The following is a 22,744-nucleotide window of genomic DNA, read 5'->3' on the forward strand; positions in this document are numbered from 1 at the left end:
CGACTCTGGTATAGCTTTATCCACGGCCTGGTGAGTAGCGCCTGCCACTGGTCAGGTATCCCGAGGCGGTACGAGCCAGGCCTTCATTCCTTTCTCACGAGTCGCACATGAGCGCTGCCAGCTTCCCCATCCTGATCACCGGCGCCGGCCAGAGGGTCGGCCTATACTGCGCCGAACGCCTGCTCGACGAAGGCCAGCCGGTGATCATCAGTTACCGCCAGAACCGCGACGACATTTCGCGGCTGCGTGAGCGCGGCGCCATCGCTCTGCAGGCGGATTTCAGTGATGAGAGCGGCATCATGGCGTTCATCGAACAGGTCAAGTTGCAGTGCAACGGCCTGCGCGCGATCGTGCACAACGCCTCGCAGTGGCTGGCCGAAACACCCGGCGAAGAAGCCGATGTCTTTCGCCAGCTGTTCAACGTGCACATGCTTGCGCCCTACCTGATCAACCTGCATTGCAGCAAGTTGTTGCTGCAGTCGGAACACGCCGACATCGTGCACGTGAGTGACGACGTGGTCCGCAAGGGCAGCGCCAATCGCCCCGCCTACTGCGCCAGCAAGGCAGGCCTGGAAAGCCTGACGCTGTCGTTCGCCGCGCGTTTTGCCCCACGCATCAAGGTCAACACCATCGCGCCAGCACTGCTGATGTTCAACGATGGTGATGACGACGCCTACCGCATCAAGACCTTGGCTAAATCGGCGCTGGGCATAGAACCCGGCCCGCAGGCCTTCTACCAGACCTTGCGCTATCTGCTGGACAACTCCTACGTAACCGGAACGACCCTTACCCTCAACGGCGGCCGCCACCTCAAGTGAAGCGACTGCTCAGGACACTGCCATGAGCCAACCTCTTTCCCAGCAATACCGCGAGATCCTCGTAGGCCTCGGTGAAAACCCAGAGCGCGAGGGCCTGCTCGACACCCCCAAACGCGCGGCCAAGGCCATGCAGTATCTGTGTCATGGCTACCAGCAGTCGCTGGACGAGATCGTCAACGGTGCGCTGTTCGAATCCGACAATGATGAGATGGTGATCGTCAAGGACATCGAGCTGTACTCGCTGTGCGAACACCACCTGCTGCCCTTCATCGGCAAGGCGCATGTCGCCTACATCCCCACCGGCAAGGTGCTCGGGCTATCCAAGGTGGCGCGCATCGTCGACATGTACGCGCGGCGCCTGCAGATCCAGGAGAACCTCACCAAGCAGATCGCCGATGCGATCCAGCGCGTGACCAACGCCGCCGGCGTGGCGGTGGTGATCGAGGCCAAGCACATGTGCATGATGATGCGTGGCGTGGAGAAGCAGAATTCGGTGATGAGCAGCTCGGTGATGCTTGGCGCCTTCCGCGAGTCCTGCAACACTCGCCACGAATTCCTGCAATTGATCGGACGGAACAACTAATGCCGCGACTGGAACCTGGAATGGCGCGCATCCGCGTCAAGGACCTGCGCCTGCGCACCTACATCGGCATCAAGGAAGAAGAGATCAACAACAAGCAGGACGTGTTGATCAACCTGACCATCCTCTACCCCGCCGTCGATGCGGTAGAGGTCAACGATATCGAGCATGCGCTGAACTACCGCACCATCACCAAGGCGATCATCGCCCATGTCGAAGGCAATCGCTTCGCCCTGCTCGAACGCCTGACCCAGGAAATCCTCGACCTGGTGATGACCCATCAGGCCGTGCGTTATGCCGAAGTGGAAGTGGACAAACCGCACGCCCTGCGTTTCGCCGAGTCGGTATCCATCACCCTCGCCGGTCATCGCTGACAGCGGCTTGTCGCTCTCCGGCAAGGCTCTTATCATCGCCGCCATCTATCCCCGGAGAGCCCACCATGACCGAGCAAGAACGCCTCGAACTGGAAGCTGCAGCCTTCCGCGCACTGGTGCAGCACCTGCGCAGCCGTCCTGACGTGCAGAACATCGAGTTGATGAACCTGGCCGGTTTCTGCCGCAACTGCCTGTCCAAATGGTACAAGGCCGCTGCCGACGACCTCGGTGTCGAGGTCAGCGCCGACCAGGCTCGCGAGACCGTGTACGGCATGCCCTATGCCGACTGGAAAGCCAAATATCAGAAAGAAGCCTCGGCCGAGCAGAAAGCCGCATTTGCTAAAGGAAAGCCTGAATGACCGCTCTGAATACCCTGCGCAGCCGTCTGCAGCAGGATGACTACGCCTTCAGTGAAACCCTGGCCTTCGTTGCCGCGCACTACGACTATCAGCCCAGCGCTTTCCGTAACGGTGATCTGGAGAACGCGGCCGGACAGAACGAAGGCTCCTGCAAGACTCTGGGCCTGGCCCTGTTGGAAGGCTTGAGCAAGGACGAAGCGCTGCGTGCCTTCGGCGAGCACTACCGCAGCGTGCTGGCCACGCCGCAAGGCAGCGACCACGGCAACATCCGCGCGCTGATGGTGCATGGCCTGGACGGCGTGAAGTTCGAACAGCAACCGCTGAAGCCGAAAGCCTGAATCTATAGCGCAAAAACCTGCACAACTGTCAGCAAAAGCTGACAGACATCACATCGCTGTCGCTTTATGCTGCGCACCACAACAAACATGGAACACGAGGGAACGTGTTCTGCGCCCAGTGGCCGCCCTTCCCTCCTGTTTCGCGCTCGGCATGGAGTCGACCGATGCAGCAAACCCTGGTATGGAAACCCTGGTGCACCCCCGGCGTGGAAACCTTGCGTCTGAATCAGGATGCCAATGGCATCCAGGCCACCAGCCACCTCATGCAGGCCATCAAGGGCAACAGCATCGTTGCCAACTACATGATCGATTGCGATCCGCGCTGGCGCTTTCGCCGCCTCTGGCTCAAGGTCGATAACCACGGCCAGCGCAACCTCTGTCTACAGCGCGATCTGCGCGGCAACTGGCTGCTCAACGGCGAACCACGCCCTGATCTACAGCAATGCCAACATGTCATGCTCTCGGCCTCGCCATTCACCCACACCCCAGCCCTGCAACGCAGTGCGCTGGAGACCGGGCAGAGTGATGAGATGCAGGTCGCCTATATCGACATGCTCAGCTTCAAGGTGGAACCACGCCAGCAGCGCTACCAATGCTTGCGCCGCCGCCCCGGTGAAAGCCTCTACCGCAGCCAGGCCGAAGGTCATGCTCAGGAAGAACTGAGCGTCGACGACCAAGCGCTGCTGCTCAAGGCTGACCAACAGTACCTGCGCTTGAGCCAGCGCGATCTAAAGGTCAGCGCGCTGGTATAGCGGCCTTGCAACGGTCTACCTGGGCAAGGTGCGCCATGCGCACCTTGCCAGCTTCGCGCCACTCAGATAGGCAGTTGCCCGAACGCCCAGCGCAGCAGGAAGAACACCAGCAATCCACCGCCGATGGTCGCCAGCAAGTGCCGCGTCAAAGCGGCAATGGCAATGGCGGCCAGGCCCGCCAGCAGGTAGGCGTTGTTCCAGTTCAGCGCCCAGCTCTGCCCATCCGGCATGAGCATACCCGGCACGACAATGGCCGTCAGTACCGCAGTCGGCACGTAATGCAGCCCCTGCCTGATCAATGGCGGAAAACGCAGATCAGGGAACGCGAACAGGCTGTAGCGGGTGATGAAGGTGATCGCCAGCATGCCCAGAATCAGCAACCAGATATCCATCAGATCGACTCCTCCTGCAACGCCGGATTACGCCGCTCCAACCACACGCCGACGACGATGCCACTGGCCGCCGCAGCCATCAGCCCAAGCTTGTAGGGCAAGGCATGGCACAGCAGCGCCACGGCACCGGCAACCAGGGCGGCCGCCACTTGCGGCTGATTGCGCAACATCGGCACGACGATGCCGATGAACGTCGCCAGCATGGCGAAATCCAGCCCCCACTCACCGATGTTCGGCACAGCCTGACCGAACAGCACGCCGACCAGCGTGCACAGCTGCCAGTTGCAGTACATGGCCAGGGCCGCGCCGAGAAAGTACCAATGGCGGTAGGCGCCCTTGTCACCACGCGCGTAGCGCTGCACCACCACCGCATAGGCCTCATCGGTGAGCCAGAAGGCCAACGGCACGCGCCAGCGCTTGGGCAGATGACGCACGTATGGCTGCAGGCTGGCGCTATACAGTGCATGGCGCAGGTTGACCACGAAAGTGGTCAGCAACACCACGGCAATACCGGCGCCGCCGGTCAACAGACTGATGGCGATGAACTGCGCCGAACCAGCGAATACCAGCAAGGACATACCCTGCGTCTGCCAGGGATCGAGCCCGGCAGCGCCGGCCAGGCTGCCGAAGATGATGCCGAAGGGAATGGCGCCGAGCAGCATCGGCAGCATATCGCGGGCGCCCTGGGTGAATTCGTGATGACGGGACATGGAACCTCCTTGGGCTGGCGAGCTTAGCCAAACGCATCTGGAAGGTCTTGAACGTTCTTGCTCTTAGTGGTCACCAATCCCTGAAGCCGCAGCCCTCGCATAAATAATCGAAGAAGCTTATGGCAGGAAAGGAATAGGGCTGGCATCCAACCCAATCCCGCGACCTCTGGTCGCGCGCGGATAACGCTAATCCATCTTATTTAAACTCCGTTAGCCTGCTAATCTTGGCGCCCCGTTTCCTGCCCGCCGGATAGTTCCACGATGTCGCCGCTTCAGCGCTGCCTGCTGCCCTTTCTGGCCCTGTCTCTGATCGCTTGCGAACAGCGGCCTGAATTCACCCAGGCAGAGCCTGGCGAACATCTCTCGGCCGGTGCGGCGACGGTACGCAAGTTCGATCACAACGCCTTCTCCCTGCCTTCGGCGAACCTCGCACCCAGCCGCCGTCTGGATTTCGCGGTGGGCAACAGTTTCTTCCGCAACCCCTGGGTCACGGCGCCGGCCACCACCACCGCGCGCGACGGCCTGGGCCCGTTGTTCAACACCAATGCCTGCCAGAACTGCCACCTCAAGGACGGCCGCGGCCATCCGCCCGAGCCGGGCGCACTCAGCGCTGCCTCCATGCTGGTGCGTCTGTCGCTGCCGGCCGGCCCCGAGCATGCCGAGTTGCTGCAGCGCCAGGGCGTGGTCGCCGAGCCCACCTACGGCACCCAGCTGCAGGACATGGCCAACCCCGGCGTAGCCCCCGAGGGCAAGGTCCGCGTCACCTACAGCAGCGTGCCGGTGCGCTTCGCCGATGGCACCCTGGTGGAGCTGCGCAAGCCCGAGCTGCAGATCAGCCAGCTGGGCTACGGCGCCATGCATCCGGACACCCTGTTCTCCACGCGGATCGCCCCGCCGATGATCGGCCTCGGCCTGCTCGAAGCCATTGCCGAAGCCGATATCCTGGCAGGCGCCGACCCAGACGACGCCGATGGCGACGGCATTTCCGGTCGCCCCAACCAGGTCTGGGACCGCCAGCAGCAGCGCAGTGTGCTCGGCCGTTTCGGCTGGAAGGCTGGCCAGCCTAATCTGAATCAGCAGAATGCCGATGCCTTCGCCAATGACATGGGCCTGACCAGTTCGCTGATCCCCCATGACAACTGCACCCCGGCGCAAGCCAATTGCCTGGCCGCGCCCCATGGTGGCGAACCGGAGGTCAGCGACAATATTCTGGCCAGCGTACTGTTCTACAGCCGCAACCTGGGCGTGCCGGCCCGGCGTGACGTCGATGCGCCCGAGGTGCTCAAGGGCAAGAGCCTGTTCCATCAGGCCGGCTGCCAGCAATGCCATACACCCAGTTTCACTACCTCGGCCGATGCCGCCGAGCCGGAACTGGCCAACCAGTTGATCCGTCCTTATACAGACATGCTGCTGCATGACATGGGCGACGGGTTGGCCGATGGCCGCGAGGAGTTTCTCGCCAGCGGTCGCGAATGGCGCACGGCGCCGTTGTGGGGCATTGGCCTGACGCAAGCGGTCAATGGTCACACTCAGTTCCTGCATGACGGCCGTGCGCGCAACCTGCTGGAAGCCATTCTCTGGCACGGTGGCGAGGCCGAAGCGGCCAAACTGCATGTGCTGAAATTCGATGCCGACGAGCGAGCAGCGCTGCTCGCCTTCCTGAATTCCCTTTGAGGAGCCTGCGATGTTGTACAAAACCCTGATCGCCTCCCTGCTCGGCCTGGCCCTGGTCGGCTGCGGCCAGCAGGACCCGCAAGCCAAGGTCAGCGCTGCGCTGACCGATGGCGTGCTGTTGCCGGCCTACAGCAGTTGGCAGGAAGCTGACCGCCAGTTGGCGGCCAATGCCGAAGCCTTTTGCGCAGGCAGCACCGATCTGAGTGCCGCTCGCCAGGCCTTTCTCGGCGCACAAAGCGCCTGGGCCGGCCTGCAGCCATTGCTGGTCGGGCCGCTGGCCGAAGGCAACCGCGCCTGGCAAATCCAGTTCTGGCCGGACAAGAAGAACCTGGTGCAGCGCCAGGTCGAAGCATTGCTGAAGAACAAGCCGCAGTTGAGTGCGGATGACCTGTCCAATGCCAGCGTGGTGGTTCAGGGCCTGACCGCCTACGAATACATTCTGTTCGACCCCAATCTGGACCTCGCCCAGGCCGGACAGAAAGCGCGCTATTGCCCACTGCTGCAAGCCATCGGCAAACACCAGCAGGCACTGGCCGCAGAGATCGTTGGCGAATGGCAGGCCAAATCTGGCATGGCCGAACAGCTGAAGGCATTCCCCAACGAGCGCTACGCCGACGCCAACGAAGCGATCGCCGAGCTGTTGCGCGTGCAGGTCAGCGCCCTGGATGGCCTGAAGAAGAAACTCGGCGCTCCGATGGGCCGGCAGAGCAAGGGTATCGCCCAGCCTTACCAGGCCGAAGCCTGGCGCAGTGCCGGCAGCCTGGCCAACCAGGGCGCCGCACTGGCCAGTGCCGAACTGCTGTGGCACGGCAGCAACCGTGACGGTATTCAGTCGCTGCTGGGCGATGACCAGGCCGACCTGGCAAAACGCATCGACGCCGCTTACCAGGACACCCGTCAACGCCTGGCCGCACTCGACAGCCCACTAGGTGAGTTGCTGGAAGATGAAGCCGGTCGCACCGCCCTGAACGAGCTGTACGACAGTCTCAATCGCCTGCACCGCCTGCAGGAAGGCGAACTGGCCAAGGCCCTCGACGTGCAGATCGGCTTCAACGCCCACGACGGGGATTGAGCATGCAACGCAGAGCCTTCCTCGGCCTCAGTGCAGCCGCTGCCAGCCTGGCGGCGGCAGGCGCCTTCGGTGGCTGGACGCTGTTCGGCCCATCCGGCCAGCCGTTGCTTTTGTCGGCCCGTGACGACGGCAACGGCAACCACTACGCCGTCGGCTATCGCCTCGATGGTCAGCGTGCCTTCGCCACACCGGTGAGCGAACGCTGCCACGATGTGGTGCCGCACCCCGCCCTGCCGATGGCACTGTTCGTCGGTCGCCGACCGAGCACCGAGAGCTACCTGATCGACACCCGCGACGGTCGCCTGCTACAAACACTGAGCTCGCCGGCCGGACGCCACTTCAACGGCCACGCGGTGTTCCACAAAGGCGCCGAGTGGCTGTACACCACCGAAAACGACACCACCGAGCCAGGCCGGGGCATCATTGGCGTTTATCGCCTGCAGGGTGAGCAACTGCTGCGCGACGGTGAACACAGCAGCCATGGCGTCGGCCCGCACCAACTGCTGTGGATGCCCGATGGCGAAACCCTGGTGGTGGCCAACGGCGGAATCCGTACCGAAGCGGAAAGCCGCGTGGAGATGAACCTCGACGCCATGCAGGCCAGCCTGGTGCTGATCAGGCGCGACGGCAGCCTGGTCAGCCAGGAGCATCTGGCCGACCAGCAGAACAGCATCCGCCACCTGGCTGTCGCGCGTGACGGCACGGTGGTCAGCGGCCAGCAGTACATGGGCGATCTGCATGATCAGGTGCCGCTGCTGGCGATCAAGCGCCCCGGCCAGCCGTTCCAGCCGTTCGCCCTGGGCGAGATGCAACGCGTGGCGATGAACCAGTACACCGCCAGCGTGGCCATTCACGACGAGCTGCGCCTGTTGGCCCTGACCGCACCGCGCGGCAACCGCTTCTTCATCTGGGATCTGGACAGCGCTCAGGTGCGCCTGGACGTACCATTGCCAGACTGTGCAGGCGTTGGCGCGGTTGCCGACGGTTTCGTCGTGACCTCGGGTCAGGGCCGTTGCCGCCTGTACGATTGCCGCGGCGAGCGCATCGTCACCAACTCCCTGAAGTTACCGGCCGGCCTGTGGGACAACCACCTGCGCCTGGCCTGAAAGGCTCAGGCGCTGCCGCGCTCGATCACCTCGAACCCGACGTCCAGGCGCAGCGGCTGGCGCGCCGCCGCAGGCTCGGCGAAGCGCGCCAGCAGCGCATCAGCGATGGCGCAGCCGATGCACGGCCCATCCACACGCACGGTGGAAAGCGGCGGGTAAGTGTGTGCCGCGCTGGACAGGTCGCCAAACCCCATCACTGCAAGATCGTCAGGAATGCGCAGGCCACGGCTGAGCGCCTCGGCCATCACGCCTTGCGCCACCGTATCGGAACTGCAGACCACCACCTCGCCCGCCGCATCTCCCTGCAGCAGACGCGCCAGACCTTCGCGGCCGACCGCCAAGGTTGCCGGCGCAGGCAAAATCTGCGCTGCCACGGGAGCTTTCACATGGTCCTGCAGCGCCTCCACCAGGCTTCGATAACGGCGCAGGCCGCGTGGGTCATCGATGCCCACGACCGAGACCCGGCGATAGCCCTTGCCGATCAGATAGCGCGCCACCGCCTGGCCCACAGCCTCGTGCGAAAAGCCAACCAGCATGTCCACCGGGTGTTCGCACAGATCCCAGGCCTCGACCAGTGGAATGCCCACCCGCGCCAGGCGCTCACGGCTCGCCTGGGTATGCTCGGTGCCGGTCAGCACGATACCGTCCGGCCGACGCCCCAACACCGCCTCGAGCAAGGCCTCCTCTTGCTCGGGACTGTAGCCGGTAAGGCCGAGCAAGGTCTGGTAGCCAGCGGCCGCCAACCGGTCAGTCAGCGCCTGCACGGTGTCGGCGAAAATCGAATTGGCAATGGTCGGCAGGAAGATCGCCACCAGCCGACTGCGGCTGGAGGCCAGAGAACCTGCGGCGAGATTGGGCACGTAGCCGGTCGCCCGCACCGCTTCCAGTACGCGCTTACGGGTGGCATCGGTGACCACCTCGGGGCGGCCCAGTGCTCGCGATACGGTGATCGGCGACACCCCTGCCACCCTGGCGACATCGATCAGCGTCGGGGCCACACTGCTGCGGATGCCTGCAGGTTTCCTGCCCATGTCACGCCTCCAGTCACTCGAGTGCTTCGCATCAGAAGACACTCCACCTCAATCGAGATACGTTGTCATACAACTTTAGTCACATGCGCGCCGAGAATGCCGACCCCGCACCTGCCTGAGACCACCTGCGCGCTGTTCGAATACTCCGTACGAACGCAATAAATTAGCGTAGTAGAGCCTACCGAGCTGTAGTTTCCCTTACCAATCATGGGTGTTTAACGGGTTGGGCCCGCTCGGTGAAACGCAGACAAAACACCTCAATTTACCCCCACTGTCGCGTTGACATTGCCTGGGTTGGTGCTGATAATCGATCCAAGTCATACGACAACGTATGACAAACCAATAACAACAAGCAACAAGAGTCCAGGCCCAGCCATGACCACGATCTCCAGCGAACTGCGCCCCTTCAATCGCCTGCTGCTGACCGGCGCTGCCGGCGGGCTGGGCAAGGTACTGCGCGAACGTCTGCGCCCCTACGCCAATATCCTGCGTTTGTCCGACATCGGTGAGATGGCCCCCGCTGCCGGCCCCCACGAAGAAGTGGTGCGTTGCGACCTGGCAGACAAAGCTGCCGTGCATCAACTGATCGAAGGCGTCGACGCCATCCTGCACTTCGGCGGCGTCTCGGTCGAGCGCCCCTTCGAAGAAATCCTCGGTGCCAACATCTGCGGCGTGTTCCATGTCTACGAAGCGGCCCGCCGCCATGGCGTGAAACGCGTGGTGTTCGCCAGCTCCAACCACGTCATTGGCTTCTACAAGCAGGACGAACACCTCGACGCCAACTGCTTGCGCCGCCCGGATGGCTACTACGGCCTGTCCAAGTCCTATGGCGAGGACATGGCCAGCTTCTACTTCGATCGCTACGGCATCGAAACCGTCAGCATCCGCATCGGCTCCTCATTCCCCGAACCCGCCAACCGCCGCATGATGAGCACCTGGCTGAGCTACGACGACCTTACCCACCTGCTCGAACGCTGCCTCTATACCGAGAACGTCGGCCACACCGTGGTCTACGGCATGTCGGATAACCGCGATGTGTGGTGGGACAACAGCCAGGCTGCACACCTGGGCTTCAAGCCCAAGGACAGCTCGGAAGTGTTCCGCGACAAGGTCGAAGCGCAGCCGATGCCGGCCGCCGACGATCCGGCGCGCATCTACCAGGGCGGCGCCTTCGTTGCCGCCGGCCCGTTCGGCGACGACTGAACACAGCGCCGCAACCGCCCCAAGCCATAACAACAAGTAGAGCGCCACAGCCATGACAGCCGAACTGATTGTCGATGCGCGCAACGCCACGGGTGAAAGCCCGGTGTGGAACGCAGCCGAACAGGCTCTTTACTGGGCCGACATTCCTGCCGCCCGCCTGCATCGCTGGTCCGCGGCCGATGGCCAGACGCGCAGCTGGCAGGCCGACGAGATGCTTGCCTGCATCGCCATGCATCCTGCTGGCGGCTGGCTCGCCGGCATGCAGAGCGGCATCTTCCATCTGCGTCCGCAGGACGATGGCAGCGTTCAGGCCGAGCGCCTGGCAGAGGTCGAACATGCCCGAGCAGAGATGCGTTTCAACGATGGTCGCTGTGATCGCCAGGGCCGCTTCTGGGCCGGCACCATGCTGCTGGACATGGCCCAGGGCGCGCGCGTCGGTGCGCTGTATCGCTACGACGGTCAGTTGCAACAGGTGCTCGACGACTTTATCGTGCCCAACGGCCTGGCTTTCAGCCCCGACGGTCGCCTTATGTACCTCTCCGACTCGCACCCGAGCGTGCAGAGCGTCTGGGCCTTCGACTACGACATCGATAGCGGCACGCCGCACAACCGGCGCCTGTTCATCGACATGAAGCAACATCCGGGTCGCCCGGACGGCGCCGCGATGGACGTCGATGGTTGCTACTGGATCTGCGGCAACGACGAAGGCTTGGTCCACCGTTTCACTCCCGACGGCCGCCTGGATCGCTCGCTCACCGTACCGGTGAAGAAACCAGCCATGTGCGCCTTCGGTGGCGCCAATCTGGATACCCTGTTCGTCACTTCGATCCGCCCTGGCGGCGATCTCTCCGACCAGCCTCTGGCCGGTGGTGTATTCGCCCTGCAGGCAGGTGTGCGCGGTATCGAAGAGCCAGCCTTCCAACCCTGATCCGATTCACCCCGGGCCGTTCGCGGCACCGGACTGCACAGCTGTTCACCAACAACAACAAGACGGAGTTTTCCGCATGAACCTCAAACGCAAGTTGCTTCTCGCCACACTTCCGCTAGCGCTCGGTCTGTCCTCCTTCGTACAGGCCGAGACGACCCTGAAGATTGCCGAAATCCACCCGGCCGGCTACCCGACCGTAGTCGCCATGGAGAGCCTCGGCAAGAAACTGGAAGCGGCCACCAACGGTGAAATCAAATACCGCATGTTCGCCGGCGGTGTGCTGGGTTCCGAGAAGGAAGTGATCGAGCAGACCCAGATTGGCGCCGTTCAGCTGACACGCGTCAGCCTCGGTTCGGTCGGCCCGGTGGTGCCTGCCACCAACGTCTTCAACATGCCGTTCGTGTTCCGCGATATCGACCACATGCGCAAAGTGGTCGACGGCGAAATCGGTCAGGAAATCCTCGACGCCATCACCAACTCCGACTTCAACATGGTCGGCCTGGCATGGATGGAAGCCGGCAGCCGCAGCCTCTACACCAAGAAGCCGGTACGTACGCTGGAAGACCTCAAAGGCATGAAGATCCGCGTGATCGGCAACCCTCTGTTCATCGACACCCTCAACGCCATGGGCGCCAACGGCATCGCCATGGACACTGGTGAAATTTTCAGCGCCCTGCAGAGCGGTGTGATCGACGGCGCCGAGAACAACTCGCCAACCCTGCTCGAGCACAACCACTTCCGTGCGGCCAAGTACTACACCCAGACCCATCACCTGATCCTCCCCGAGCCGCTGCTGATGTCCAAGACCACCTGGAACAAGCTGACCCCGGAGCAGCAGGAGCAGGTCAAGAAACTGGCCAAAGAGGCTCAGTTGGAAGAGCGCGACCTGTGGGTTGCCAAGGAAAAGGCCAGCGACGAGAAACTCAAGGCTGAAGGCGTCGAGTTCATCGAAGTCGACACCAAGCCCTTCTACGACGCTACCGCCCCGGTACGTGAGAAGTACGGCGCGCAGTTCGCCGAGCTGATCAAGCGCATCGAAGCCGTTCAGTAATCCACGCGCAAGCGCGCGACGCCGGCACCTCGCTGGCGTCGCGCAACCGGTGAAGTCTCATGAAAAACCTGGTTCTGGGCGTCAATGACGTCATCTACCGCGCCTGTATCGCGACCGCCGGCCTGGCGATCGTGATCATGGCCCTGATCATCCCCTGGGGCGTGTTCAGCCGTTACGCACTCGGTCAGGGCCTGGGCTGGCCCGAACCCATCGCCATCCTGCTGATGGTGCTGTTCACCTTCGTCGGCGCCGCCGCCAGCTACCGCGCCGGTGCGCATATGGCCGTGCAGGTGCTGAGTGATCGCCTACCCGACGTGGCTCAGCCCTTTCTCACCCTGTTCGTACGCCTGGCGATGGGCGCCATCGCCCTGTTCATGCTGATCTGGGGCTACAAGCTGTGCGTCGCCACCTGGAACCAGTACCTCAGCACGCTGACCTGGATGCGCGTCGGTATCAGCTACGCACCGATTCCCCTGGGCGGCCTGATCACCCTGCTGTTCGTCCTTGAACAACTGCTCTATGGCGACCAGCACAAACGCCGCGTCGTCGACTACGAGAACTGCGAAGATTCCAAGGAGTCCGTGTAATGGATGCCGCCATCCTGCTGGGCAGCTTCATTGCCCTGATCCTGCTGCGCGTCCCGGTCGCCTATGCCCTTGGCCTGGCTACCCTGATCGGTGCCTGGTACATCGACATCCCGCTGCACGCCGTGATGATTCAGATCGCCGGCGGTGTGAACAAATTCTCCCTGCTGGCCATTCCGTTCTTCGTCCTGGCCGGCGCGATCATGGCCGAAGGCGGTATGGCCCGGCGCCTGGTGGCGTTCGCCGGCGTGCTGGTCGGCTTCGTCCGCGGCGGCCTGTCGCTGGTCAACATCACCGCCTCGACCTTCTTCGGCGCCATCTCCGGCTCATCGCTGGCCGATACCGCCTCGGTCGGCTCGGTGCTGATCCCGGAAATGGAAAAGAAAGGCTACCCGCGCGAGTTTTCCACCGCTGTGACCGTCTCCGGCTCGGTACAGGCGCTGCTCACCCCGCCCAGCCATAACTCGGTGATCTACTCGCTGGCCGCTGGCGGTACGGTGTCGATCGCCGCCCTGTTCGTCGCCGGCATCGGCCCGGGCCTGCTGCTCAGCTTCACCATGGCCGCGCTGTGCCTGTGGTTCGCCAAGAAGCGCAACTACCCCAAGGGCGAAGTGATTCCACTGCGCCAGGCGTTGAAGATCTGCGTCGAGGCACTGTGGGGCCTGATGACCATGGTCATCATCCTCGGCGGCATCCTCAGTGGCGTGTTCACCGCCACCGAATCGGCGGCTGTCGCGGTGGTCTGGGCATTCTTCGTGACCATGTTCATCTACCGCGACTACAAGTGGAGTGAACTGCCGAAGATGCTGCACCGCACCGTGCGCACGCTGTCGATCGTGATGATCCTCATCGCCTTCGCCGCCAGCTTCGGCTACATCATGACCCTGATGCAGATTCCGTCGAAGATCACCACGGCGTTCCTGACCTTCTCGGACAACCGCTACGTGATCCTGATGTGCGTCAACTTCATGTTGCTGGTGCTGGGCACGCTGATGGACATGGCGCCGCTGATCCTGATTCTCACGCCGATCCTGCTGCCGGTGGTGACCTCCTTCGGCGTCGATCCGGTGCACTTCGGCATGATCATGCTGGTCAACCTCGGTATTGGCCTGATCACGCCACCGGTAGGTGCGGTACTCTTCGTTGGCGCCGCGATCGGCAAGGTCACCATCGAAAACACCGTGAAGGCGCTGCTGCCGTTCTACATCGCGCTGTTCGCCGTGCTGATGGCCGTTACCTATATCCCTGCCATTTCGCTGTGGCTGCCCAGCGTCGTGCTCTGACAGCAACCGGGCATTGAACGACAACGCCGCCCAATCGGGCGGCGTTTTGCTTTAGGGCCTGATTTTCAGGCTGTGACAACAGGATTTCGTCATGCAAGGTTCCACCCCATTTGCGCGTCACATCGCCGTCTTGATCCTCGCAACACTGGCTTGCTCGTTCGCGGGTAACCACATCGCTGCGCGGATCGCCTTCGACCACGACACCGGGCTGCTGCTGGCCATGCTCGCGCGTGCCGGCGTGACCCTGGTCGCGCTGGCCGCTCTGGTACTGTGGCGACGTGAATCGCTGAAACTGGGTCGCGCCACCTGGAGCTGGCAGATCTTGCTGGGCCTGCTGATCGCCATTCAAAGCTTCTGCATCTACTCGGCCGTGGCGCGCATTCCCGTGGCCCTGGCGTTGCTGGTAGTCAACCTCTCGCCAATCCTGCTGGCACTGCTCACCTGGGTGCTCGGCGGTGCAGCACCAACCCGACAGGCGCTGGCCATCATGGGCGTGATCCTCTTCGGCCTGGTGTTGGTGCTCGACGTCCCTGGCCGCCTGGTCAGCAGCGATGCGCCGGACGGCGAGTGGATGGCAGGCATCCTGTTCAGCCTGACGGCTGCCGCCGTTTTCGCCGTAGCGTTGTGGATCACCGAAAATCGTCTGTCGAAAATCGCTGGCTCGGTACGCAGCATGCTGACCCTGGCCGTGGTGTTCAGCGCCTCAGCCCTGCTGGGCAGCAGCGGCCTTATTCCTGGCGGTTTGAGCCTGCCCAATGCCAGCACCGGCTGGATCGCACTGGCCTGCCTGGTCCTGCTCTATGGTGCAGCTTTTTCAACCCTGTTCATCTGCATGCCGCGTCTGAACATCGCGCGCAATGCACCGGTGATGAACATGGAGCCGGTGGCCGGCATGATCCTGGGCTGGCTGATTCTAGGGCAGGTATTGGGAGCCCTGCAGGTGATCGGCGGCTTGATCGTGGTCGGTGGTATCGTCGCCCTGGCCTATCGGCGCTAGAGCGCGTCATGTGCGCTGATTTTTTCTCACCGCCAAAAGACACTCGGCGGCCCAGGGCCGCCGAGTGTCTGCAAGGAGTGTCAGCCGTGCAGCGCTTCAGCCTCGGCCACTTCGTGCGCCTGACGCAGGCGCTCGCGGCTGTTGGTCAGGTGCAGACGCATCGCTGCCCGCGCCGCCTCGGCATCCTGGCGCGCGATGGCTTCGAAGATCTGCTCGTGCTCACGCTCCAGACGCGCCATGTAGTGGGCCTGATCGTCGCGCGCAAGGCTGGCGGAATTGACCCGGGTACGCGGGATGATGCTGGTACCCAGGTGACTGAGAATATCGGTGAAATAGCGATTGCCGGTAGCCTCGGCAATGCGCAGATGGAATTGGAAATCAGAGGACACGGCATCGCTGGCATGCATCGCGCTCTCGTTGATGGCATCCAGTGCCTCGCGAATGGCCTTCAGCTGCACGTCATTACGGCGCTGAGCCGCCATCCCGGCAGACTCCACTTCAAGACTGATACGCAGTTCAAGAATGGCCAGCACGTCGCGCAAGGTGACGATGGTCGCCGGATCGATGCGAAAACCACTGGCACTGGGCGTATCCAGCACGAATGTACCGATGCCATGACGGGTCTCGACCAGGCCGGCTGCCTGCAAACGCGACAGAGCCTCGCGCACCACGGTACGGCTGACGCCCTGCTCTTCCATGATCGCCGACTCCGTCGGCAGCTTCTCACCGCGCTTGATCAGCCCATCACGAATGCGCTGCGACAGGTCCGCCACCAACTCCTGAGCCAGGCTGCGATGCTTGCGACGAGCACGAGGTTGAGCGTTTTGCGTATCCATGTTGGACGAGTTCTCGAATTAAGACCTGTGGCTTTGCCGTAATGATAGCCCAGCAGTTGTACGATGACACTATGAATTCCCGACAAATAACGCCTTAGGAGCGTCAAATGCCAACGACTCTGCTGACCCTGCGCGATAGCCTGACACAATTGACCTTTGCCCCGGAACTGGGCGCAAGCCTGGTCAACTGGGTGCGCTTAAGCGACGGCCAGCCGCTGCTGCGTCACAGCAACGAACAGGCGCTGGCTGCCGCCAATCCCAGACGCCTGGCCTGCTACCCGTTGCTGCCCTGGTCCAACCGCATTGGCAGCGGCGGTTTCACCACCCCTGACGGCTGGCAAGCGTTGAGCGCCAACACCGAACACGAAGCACTGCCGATACACGGCAGTGCCTGGCAACAACCCTGGCAGATATTCAATGCGACGTCCGACAGCGCAAGCCTGGAACTGCAGAGCCAATCGCCCTTTCCCTATCACGCCACTCTCCACGTACAACTTACTGACGGCCATCTGCGCCTGACGTTACAAGCCACCCATCTTGGCGAACAGCCCACCTGGTATGGCCTTGGCCTGCATCCTTATCTGCCGCGCACTGCGCATACGCGCGTACAGGCGCAGGCAGGCGGCGTTTGGTTATGCGGTGAAGACAAACTTTCCCGTCAGTGGGTCGAATTACCACAGGCGTGGAATTTCTCCGAGCCCACTCTGTTGCCGCAACAACTTGTCGACAATGCGTTTACCCAATGGCCGGGACGCGCTCGCATCATTCAACCCGACGCAGGTTATCAACTCGTCTGCGAGGCGCAGGGCAGCAATGTGTTTCTGTTGTTCTGCCCAGAGGCGCAGAACTTCTTCTGCTTCGAGCCTGTCACTCACCCGGTCAATGCTCATCATCTAGCGGGGCGACCAGGGCTGCAGTTACTGGCAGCAGAGCAAAGTGCTCAGATGAGTTTCAGCCTGCACTACCAGGCGCTTGCGGACTGATCACTGGACATTCAAAGGGCGTTGGCGATAATACCGGCAGTTGCCCAATGCAACTTTTCTCGGAAAAAAGTTACAGATAGATAAGTAACTGAAGAGAAAGGAGAAAGATGCAAAGCGTGAAACTTTGCAAACTTTTCTCCCAGCCAACCAAGGCGAAGCAATTTAGATTGATCCCTCAGCGCAACAGTGAAACCTGGTGTTTCGGCTGTCGTGTGGGTCGATCACAACCTACAGGTAAAAACAGTGACGAAAGACGAACTGCGCGCCGAACTCGAGCGCCAGGCGCAGCGTTACAAGGATGTATACGGCGGAGAAGTCATCACCTACGCCGCTCAGCCGGACCCCGACCGCAAACCCTGGCGCAAGAAACCCAGTCTGCTCGACCAGGCCTTCGAGAAAGAAATCGAGAAAATCGAGAAAGAACGCCAGGACAAGCAGGACGCTGCCGACGAAACCGCCGGCTAGCGACACTCCCCCAGGTTCCCCGCAGCCGGGTAGGTTCTGAAAAAGGCTTTCTACAGCCACTGCGCGAAGGCGAGAGTCCAATTGCTCTGGGTTCCCGCCTGCACGGGAATGACGACTTTTTCAGCGCTTGCCTAACGCTTCCTGCTACCCGTCAGCGATCCTAAAAGCCCCCGCACCAGTTGCCGGCCAATCTGGTTGGCAGCCTGACGCAGCGCGCTCTTCATCGCGCTGCCAAGCAGATCGCTGGCCATGTCGCCCAGCCCCGGTTCCGCCTTCTGTTTCCCCGCCACCTTGACTGGCGCGTCATTGCGCGCCTGCTCGGCACGCGCAGTGAGCAGTTCATAGGCCGACTCGCGGTCGACAGGCTTGTCGTAGCGCCCAGCCAACGGCGACTGGCGCACCAATGCTGCACGCTCGGACTCATTCAGCGGGCCGATGCGCGACTGCGGTGGCGCGATGGCCACGCGCTGAACCATCGCCGGCGTGCCTTTTTCCTCCAACGTACCAACCAACGCCTCGCCAATGCCAAGTTCAGTCAGCACACTGAGCGTGTTGAACGCCGGGCTCGGGCGAAAACCATCGGCCACTGCGCGCAGGGCCTTTTGCTCTTTGGCCGTGAACGCGCGCAGGCCGTGCTGAATACGCAGACCTAACTGAGCCAGGACATCATCCGGCAGGTCGCTCGGCGACTGGGTGACGAAATACACCCCGACGCCCTTGGAGCGAATCAGCCGCACCACCTGCTCCAGACGCTCCTGCAGCGCCTTGGGCGTGCCCTGAAACAGCAGGTGCGCCTCGTCGAAGAACAGCGCCAGTACCGGTTTGTCGGCGTCACCGCGCTCCGGCAGTTGCTCGAACAGTTCGGCCAACAACCACAACAGGAAGGTCGCGTACACCTTGGGCGCCTCATGCACCAGGCGGGAAGCATCGAGCAGATGCACGCGTCCGCGGCCATCACGGTCAGGGTGTAGAAGGTCTTCGAGCTGCAACGCCGGCTCGCCGAACAGGGCCTCGGCGCCCTGCTGCTCCAGCCCTGCCAGACGACGTAACAACGCCTGCGCCGAGGTGCTGGTGAACAGTGCGCTGTCCGCGCCCAGCACTTGCGCATTGTCCTTGAGATAGCCGAGCAGCGCCTTCAGGTCTTTCAGGTCGAGCAGCAACAGACCTTCACGGTCAGCCACCTTGAACGCTGCGTAGAGAGCCGCCTGCTGGCTGTCAGTCAGCTCGAGCAGGGCACCGAGCAACAACGGCCCCATCTCGCTGAGCGTGGTGCGCAGCGGGTGGCCGCTCTGGCCATGTACGTCCCACAGCGTCACCGGGTAGGCCTGCGGCTGGTGATTGAGCCAGGGCATGCTGGCGATGCGCTCGGCGACCTTGCCTTGCGGTGCGCCAGCAGCGCCCAGGCCACACAGATCACCCTTGACATCAGCGGCGAACACCGCCACCCCGGCGTCACTGAAGGTCTCGATCAGCCGTTGCAGGGTCACCGTCTTGCCAGTGCCGGTGGCACCGGCAATAAGACCGTGACGGTTGGCCAGGCGCAAAGGCTGACCAACCGCCTGACCATCACTGCCAGCACCCAATACGAACTGTGAATTCAAAGGCATCTTGCCATCCCCTGGGTTAAAGCTTTACTGCAGTTATACCGACACAAACAGCAGAACAAATACCCACCCCATCTGCCGCAACAGCCCGCGAAAACGCTCTTACAAGCGCAGCCGTGGAATACAAGACTGGTTCCAGAGCCATCCGGACGCAAGACAACATGAGCAAAAACCTGCAGTTCAGCCACAAGATTCTGCTCGCAGCCTCGCTGGTGGTGATTGCCGCCTTCTCGTTATTCACCCTGTACAACGATTACCTGCAGCGCAACGCCATCCGTGAAGACCTGGAAAGCTATCTGCATGAAATGGGCAACGTGACCGCCAGCAACATCCAGAACTGGTTGTCAGGACGCATCCTGTTGGTGGAGAGCGCAGCGCAGTCGATCAGCAACGACAGCGAGCCAGATCGCGTGGTCAAACTGCTGGAGCAGAAGGCGCTGACCTCTTCCTTCGCCTTTACCTATCTGGGCACCGAAAGCGGCGGTTTTACCATGCGCCCGGACGAGCAGATGCCCGCCGACTATGACCCACGCACGCGCCCCTGGTACAAGGACGCCCTGGCCGCTGGCGGCACCACCCTTACCGAGCCTTACGTCGATGCCGCCACCGGTGAGCTGATCATCACCATCGCTACCCCGGCCAGGCCCGCTGGCGTGGTCGGTGGCGACCTCAGCCTGCAGACCCTGGTCAATATCATCAACGCGCTGGACTTCGACGGCATCGGCTACGCCTTTCTGGTCAGCGCCGATGGCAAGGTTCTGGTGCACCCGGACAAGAACCTGGTGATGAAGAACCTCAAGGACATCTATCCGCAGGACACCCCGCGCATCAGCAGTGAATTCAGCGAGGCGCAGCTCGACGGCAACACCCGTATCCTCACCTTCACCCCGGTCAAGGGCCTGCCCTCGGTCAGCTGGCATATTGGCCTGTCGATCGACAAGGCCAAGGCCTACGCCATGCTCACCGAGTTCCGCGCCTCGGCCATCATCGTCACGGTGATTGCCGTAGTGCTGATCATTGCCCTGCTCGGCCTGCTGATCCGGGTGCTGATGCAACCGCTGACTGCCATGGGCAAAGCCATGCACGACATCGCCCAAGGCGAAGGCGACCTGACCAAGCGTCTGGCGATCCAGTCCAATGACGAATTCGGCGCCCTGGCGCGCTCTTTCAATCAGTTCGTCGAACGTATCCACAGCTCGATCCGTGAAGTGTCATCGGCCACCGTACAGGTCAACGAAGTAGCCAAGCTGGTGGTCAATGCCTCCAACTCCTCGATGGTCAACTCCGACGAACAGGCCAGCCGCACCAACAGCGTGGCAGCTGCCATCAATCAGCTCGGTGCGGCTGCACAGGAAATCGCCCGCAACGCCGCCGACGCCTCGAGCCAGGCATCGGATGCCCGCCATCAGGCAGAAGATGGCGGCAAGGTCGTGCAACAAGCGATCCATTCGATGAGTGAACTGTCGAACAAGATCAGCGACGCCTGCGCCAAGATCGAGATGCTCAACAGCAAGACCGTGGACATCGGCCAGATCCTCGAAGTGATCAAGAGCATCTCCCAGCAGACCAACCTGCTCGCACTCAACGCCGCCATCGAGGCGGCTCGTGCCGGCGAGGCGGGACGCGGTTTCGCCGTGGTCGCCGACGAGGTGCGCAACCTGGCACACCGGACTCAGGAGTCGGCGCAGGAAATCGAAAAAATGATCGAAGAACTGCAGGTCGGATCACGAGAATCGGTCACCACCATGACCGAGAGCCAGCGCTACAGCGAAGAGAGCGTGGACATCGCCAATCAGGCTGGCGAACGGCTGGGCACGGTGACCGCCCGCATCGGCGAGATCGATGGGATGAACCAGTCGGTGGCCACCGCCACCGAAGAACAGACCTCGGTAATCGAGTCACTGAACATGGACATCATCGAGATCAACACCCTCAACCAGGAGGGCGTGGAAAACCTGCAGGCCACCCTGCGCGCCTGCGGCGATCTGGAGCAGCAGGCCGCACGCCTCAAGCAGATGGTCGACAGCTTCCGAATCTGAAACAGCCAGCAAAAAGAAGGGCGCCACAGCGCCCTTCTTGTTTATCGCTCATGCTCAGGTTTGTCTTCGGCCTGCTCCTGCAGCTGACGCCACAGTTCGGCGGCATCGGCGAATTCGGTCCCGTCCTCTTCGTTCAGGGCATCAGGGTCGTATCGCCTTACGCAGCCTTCACCCAGGGTCGGCGGCGCCTTTGACGTGGCCTTTTCCAGTGGATCGGTCATGCCGTTCGAACCTCCATCAGCTGACTTCCAGGGAGCCCTGCTCGTGCTGGGCGAACTCTTTCACGGCGCGCAACACATCGCAACGGCTGATCTGCCCCACCAGACGACCGTGCTCGATTACCGGCAAACGACGCCGCCGTCCCCGCAGAAAACGCTCGGACAACTCGATGATGTCGGCCTCGGGGGTGACCGTCTCCACCTCGGTGGTCATATAGGTGCTGACTGTCCCGCCGATTGCCTCGTAATAGGCGCCGGAAAGGATGCCACGCAGACAATCACCCTCCGACAGCAGGCCTATCAGGTGGCCTTGGGAATCGACCACCGGCGCACCGGAAATCCGGTGTTCCAGCAATCGATTGATGGCGGTGAACAGATCGGTATCCGACCTGAAGGTCACCAGATGGCGAGTCATGTAGTCGCGCACCTTGATGGACTTGAGCATGGGCGTTCTCCTCTGACGTACATCGAGCCGGCCCACGCAGCAAGATCAGTCGAACACCACCGTCTTGTTGTCGTGCACCAGCACTCGGTCTTCCAAGTGATAGCGTAGCCCACGCGCCAGCACCATCTTCTCCACATCCTTGCCCAGACGCACCATTTCCTCGATATCGTCGCGATGGGTCACGCGCACCACGTCCTGCTCGATGATCGGACCGGCATCCAGCTCCTCGGTGACGTAATGCGACGTGGCGCCGATCAGTTTCACGCCGCGCAGCGAAGCCTGGTGGTAGGGCTTGGCGCCGACGAACGACGGCAGGAAGCTGTGATGGATGTTGATCACCCGCTGGGCGAATTCGGCGCACAGCGCCGGTGGCAAAATCTGCATGTAGCGCGCCAGAACGATGACATCGGCCCGGTGATCCTTGACCAGGCGTTCCACCTCGGCGAAGGCCGGGGCCTTGTCCTTGGGGTCGACCGGAACATGGAAGTAAGGAATACCATGCCACTCGACCATGCTGCGCAGATCGTCGTGGTTGGCGATCACGCAGGGAATCTCGCAATCGAGTTCATTGCTGTGCCAACGGTGCAACAGATCGGCCAGGCAATGCGACTCACGACTGGCCATCAGCACCACGCGCTTCTTCTGCGCCGAATCAGTGATACGCCACTCCATGGAGAACTCGCGGGCAATGGGCGAGAACGCCTGCTTGAAGCCATCCAGATCGAACGGCAGCGAGTCGGCACGGATTTCGTGACGCATGAAGAACCAGCCACTCTGTGTATCGGAGTGGTGACTGGCTTCGGTAATCCAGCCGTTATAGGTAGCGAGGAAATTACTGACTTTGGCAACGATGCCGACGCGGTCAGGGCAGGAGATGACCAATCTGAACGTGCGCATAACTA

26 protein-coding genes are annotated in these 22,744 nt (G+C 62.2%); 18 read left to right on the forward strand and 8 right to left on the reverse strand.

All coding sequences use genetic code 11. The features are described 5' to 3' along the window. Positions 1-107: 107 nt before the first annotated feature. From folM to JWV26_RS03560, 6 genes are all read left to right on the forward strand, one after another. The gene (gene folM / locus JWV26_RS03535; protein ID WP_206418418.1) at positions 108-818 is read left to right on the forward strand and encodes a dihydromonapterin reductase; all 711 of its coding nucleotides are present in this window, start codon (positions 108-110) and stop codon (positions 816-818) included. Positions 819-840: 22 nt separating this feature from the next. Next, on the forward strand, positions 841-1,401 hold the full coding sequence (folE, locus tag JWV26_RS03540) for a GTP cyclohydrolase I FolE (RefSeq protein ID WP_017675024.1): 561 nt from the start codon (positions 841-843) through the stop codon (positions 1,399-1,401). Continuing rightward, positions 1,401-1,772 carry a dihydroneopterin triphosphate 2'-epimerase gene (folX, locus tag JWV26_RS03545; RefSeq protein WP_003462464.1) on the forward strand — a complete coding sequence of 124 codons (372 nt, stop codon included), beginning with the start codon at positions 1,401-1,403 and terminating at the stop codon, positions 1,770-1,772. The genes folE and folX overlap by 1 nt, the downstream gene beginning before the upstream one ends. Before the next feature lie 65 nt (positions 1,773-1,837). Further along, a complete protein-coding gene (locus JWV26_RS03550; RefSeq protein WP_072425813.1) occupies positions 1,838-2,131 on the forward strand; it encodes a DUF1244 domain-containing protein in 294 nt (97 codons plus the stop codon). Further along, the gene (locus JWV26_RS03555; protein ID WP_072425814.1) at positions 2,128-2,469 is read left to right on the forward strand and encodes a HopJ type III effector protein; all 342 of its coding nucleotides are present in this window, start codon (positions 2,128-2,130) and stop codon (positions 2,467-2,469) included. Before JWV26_RS03550 ends, JWV26_RS03555 begins: the two co-directional genes overlap by 4 nt. 164 nt (positions 2,470-2,633) lie before the next feature. Beyond that, positions 2,634-3,221, forward strand: a complete 588-nt coding sequence (locus tag JWV26_RS03560; RefSeq protein ID WP_196458447.1) for a putative glycolipid-binding domain-containing protein — start codon at positions 2,634-2,636, stop codon at positions 3,219-3,221. A 62-nt stretch (positions 3,222-3,283) separates the two neighbouring features. Here the strand turns inward: JWV26_RS03560 and JWV26_RS03565 are convergent, their stop codons facing one another. Together JWV26_RS03565 and JWV26_RS03570 are read right to left on the reverse strand one after the other, a co-directional pair. Next, entirely contained in the window at positions 3,284-3,613 is a 330-nt protein-coding gene (locus JWV26_RS03565; protein ID WP_017675029.1) for an AzlD domain-containing protein, read from the reverse strand. Then, positions 3,613-4,323, reverse strand: coding sequence for an AzlC family ABC transporter permease (locus JWV26_RS03570; protein ID WP_072425816.1), 711 nt, complete (start codon positions 4,321-4,323; stop codon positions 3,613-3,615). The genes JWV26_RS03565 and JWV26_RS03570 overlap by 1 nt, the downstream gene beginning before the upstream one ends. A 261-nt stretch (positions 4,324-4,584) precedes the next feature. Here JWV26_RS03570 and JWV26_RS03575 point away from each other — a divergent pair, with 261 nt between their 5' ends. Genes JWV26_RS03575 through JWV26_RS03585 form a run of 3 tightly spaced genes read left to right on the forward strand, consistent with a single transcriptional unit; the run spans position 4,585 to position 8,175 of the window. Next, entirely contained in the window at positions 4,585-5,997 is a 1,413-nt protein-coding gene (locus tag JWV26_RS03575; RefSeq protein WP_206418419.1) for a di-heme oxidoreductase family protein, read from the forward strand. A gap of 10 nt (positions 5,998-6,007) precedes the next feature. Continuing rightward, complete coding sequence (locus JWV26_RS03580; RefSeq protein WP_206418420.1) at positions 6,008-7,069, forward strand: imelysin family protein; 1,062 nt, start codon at positions 6,008-6,010, stop codon at positions 7,067-7,069. A 2-nt stretch (positions 7,070-7,071) separates the two neighbouring features. Beyond that, on the forward strand, positions 7,072-8,175 hold the full coding sequence (locus JWV26_RS03585; RefSeq protein ID WP_206418421.1) for a DUF1513 domain-containing protein: 1,104 nt from the start codon (positions 7,072-7,074) through the stop codon (positions 8,173-8,175). Between the two features lie 5 nt (positions 8,176-8,180). Here JWV26_RS03585 and JWV26_RS03590 read toward each other — a convergent pair whose 3' ends face one another. Further along, positions 8,181-9,206, reverse strand: a complete 1,026-nt coding sequence (locus JWV26_RS03590; RefSeq protein WP_196458389.1) for a LacI family DNA-binding transcriptional regulator — start codon at positions 9,204-9,206, stop codon at positions 8,181-8,183. Positions 9,207-9,581: 375 nt separating this feature from the next. Between JWV26_RS03590 and JWV26_RS03595 the strand changes: the two genes are divergently transcribed. The 6 genes from JWV26_RS03595 (at position 9,582) to JWV26_RS03620 (ending at position 15,252) form a co-directional block, all read left to right on the forward strand. After that, positions 9,582-10,409, forward strand: a complete 828-nt coding sequence (locus tag JWV26_RS03595; protein WP_021490263.1) for an NAD-dependent epimerase/dehydratase family protein — start codon at positions 9,582-9,584, stop codon at positions 10,407-10,409. Positions 10,410-10,461: 52 nt separating this feature from the next. Continuing rightward, positions 10,462-11,337, forward strand: a complete 876-nt coding sequence (locus JWV26_RS03600; protein ID WP_093050055.1) for an SMP-30/gluconolactonase/LRE family protein — start codon at positions 10,462-10,464, stop codon at positions 11,335-11,337. Between the two features lie 76 nt (positions 11,338-11,413). Beyond that, positions 11,414-12,388, forward strand: a complete 975-nt coding sequence (locus tag JWV26_RS03605; protein ID WP_072425825.1) for a TRAP transporter substrate-binding protein — start codon at positions 11,414-11,416, stop codon at positions 12,386-12,388. A gap of 59 nt (positions 12,389-12,447) precedes the next feature. After that, positions 12,448-12,975, forward strand: a complete 528-nt coding sequence (locus JWV26_RS03610) for a TRAP transporter small permease (protein ID WP_037003197.1) — start codon at positions 12,448-12,450, stop codon at positions 12,973-12,975. Next, on the forward strand, positions 12,975-14,255 hold the full coding sequence (locus JWV26_RS03615) for a TRAP transporter large permease (RefSeq protein ID WP_072425826.1): 1,281 nt from the start codon (positions 12,975-12,977) through the stop codon (positions 14,253-14,255). The genes JWV26_RS03610 and JWV26_RS03615 overlap by 1 nt, the downstream gene beginning before the upstream one ends. Before the next feature lie 91 nt (positions 14,256-14,346). After that, positions 14,347-15,252, forward strand: a complete 906-nt coding sequence (locus JWV26_RS03620) for an EamA family transporter (RefSeq protein WP_072425827.1) — start codon at positions 14,347-14,349, stop codon at positions 15,250-15,252. Positions 15,253-15,332: 80 nt separating this feature from the next. On the opposite strand, the gene JWV26_RS03625 is transcribed toward JWV26_RS03620, so the two are convergent. Continuing rightward, positions 15,333-16,088, reverse strand: a complete 756-nt coding sequence (locus tag JWV26_RS03625) for a FadR/GntR family transcriptional regulator (RefSeq protein WP_072425828.1) — start codon at positions 16,086-16,088, stop codon at positions 15,333-15,335. A 107-nt stretch (positions 16,089-16,195) separates the two neighbouring features. On the opposite strand from JWV26_RS03625, the gene JWV26_RS03630 reads away from it, so the two are divergent. Beyond that, complete coding sequence (locus JWV26_RS03630; RefSeq protein WP_206418422.1) at positions 16,196-17,071, forward strand: aldose 1-epimerase; 876 nt, start codon at positions 16,196-16,198, stop codon at positions 17,069-17,071. A 243-nt stretch (positions 17,072-17,314) separates the two neighbouring features. Next, positions 17,315-17,536 carry a hypothetical protein gene (locus JWV26_RS03635; protein WP_017675043.1) on the forward strand — a complete coding sequence of 74 codons (222 nt, stop codon included), beginning with the start codon at positions 17,315-17,317 and terminating at the stop codon, positions 17,534-17,536. 131 nt (positions 17,537-17,667) lie between these two features. Here JWV26_RS03635 and JWV26_RS03640 read toward each other — a convergent pair whose 3' ends face one another. After that, positions 17,668-19,143: a helicase HerA-like domain-containing protein gene (locus JWV26_RS03640; RefSeq protein WP_206418423.1), complete on the reverse strand. Its 1,476-nt coding sequence runs from the start codon at positions 19,141-19,143 to the stop codon at positions 17,668-17,670. 158 nt (positions 19,144-19,301) lie between these two features. Here JWV26_RS03640 and JWV26_RS03645 point away from each other — a divergent pair, with 158 nt between their 5' ends. Next, complete coding sequence (locus JWV26_RS03645) at positions 19,302-21,179, forward strand: methyl-accepting chemotaxis protein (protein ID WP_206418424.1); 1,878 nt, start codon at positions 19,302-19,304, stop codon at positions 21,177-21,179. 41 nt (positions 21,180-21,220) lie between these two features. On the opposite strand, the gene JWV26_RS03650 is transcribed toward JWV26_RS03645, so the two are convergent. From JWV26_RS03650 to purU, 3 genes are read right to left on the reverse strand one after another with little or no spacing between them, the layout of a single operon-like run. Continuing rightward, positions 21,221-21,400 (reverse strand): hypothetical protein, encoded by a 180-nt coding sequence (locus JWV26_RS03650; RefSeq protein ID WP_079783065.1) that lies wholly within the window; start codon positions 21,398-21,400, stop codon positions 21,221-21,223. 16 nt (positions 21,401-21,416) lie between these two features. Then, positions 21,417-21,842 (reverse strand): CBS domain-containing protein, encoded by a 426-nt coding sequence (locus JWV26_RS03655; RefSeq protein ID WP_017675047.1) that lies wholly within the window; start codon positions 21,840-21,842, stop codon positions 21,417-21,419. Positions 21,843-21,887: 45 nt separating this feature from the next. Next, positions 21,888-22,739: a formyltetrahydrofolate deformylase gene (gene purU / locus JWV26_RS03660; protein WP_093050040.1), complete on the reverse strand. Its 852-nt coding sequence runs from the start codon at positions 22,737-22,739 to the stop codon at positions 21,888-21,890. Between the last annotated feature and the right edge of the window lie 5 nt (positions 22,740-22,744).

The sequence above is a fragment of the Ectopseudomonas toyotomiensis genome (assembly GCF_017167985.1).
Taxonomy (GTDB): Bacteria; Pseudomonadota; Gammaproteobacteria; order Pseudomonadales; family Pseudomonadaceae; genus Aquipseudomonas; species Aquipseudomonas toyotomiensis.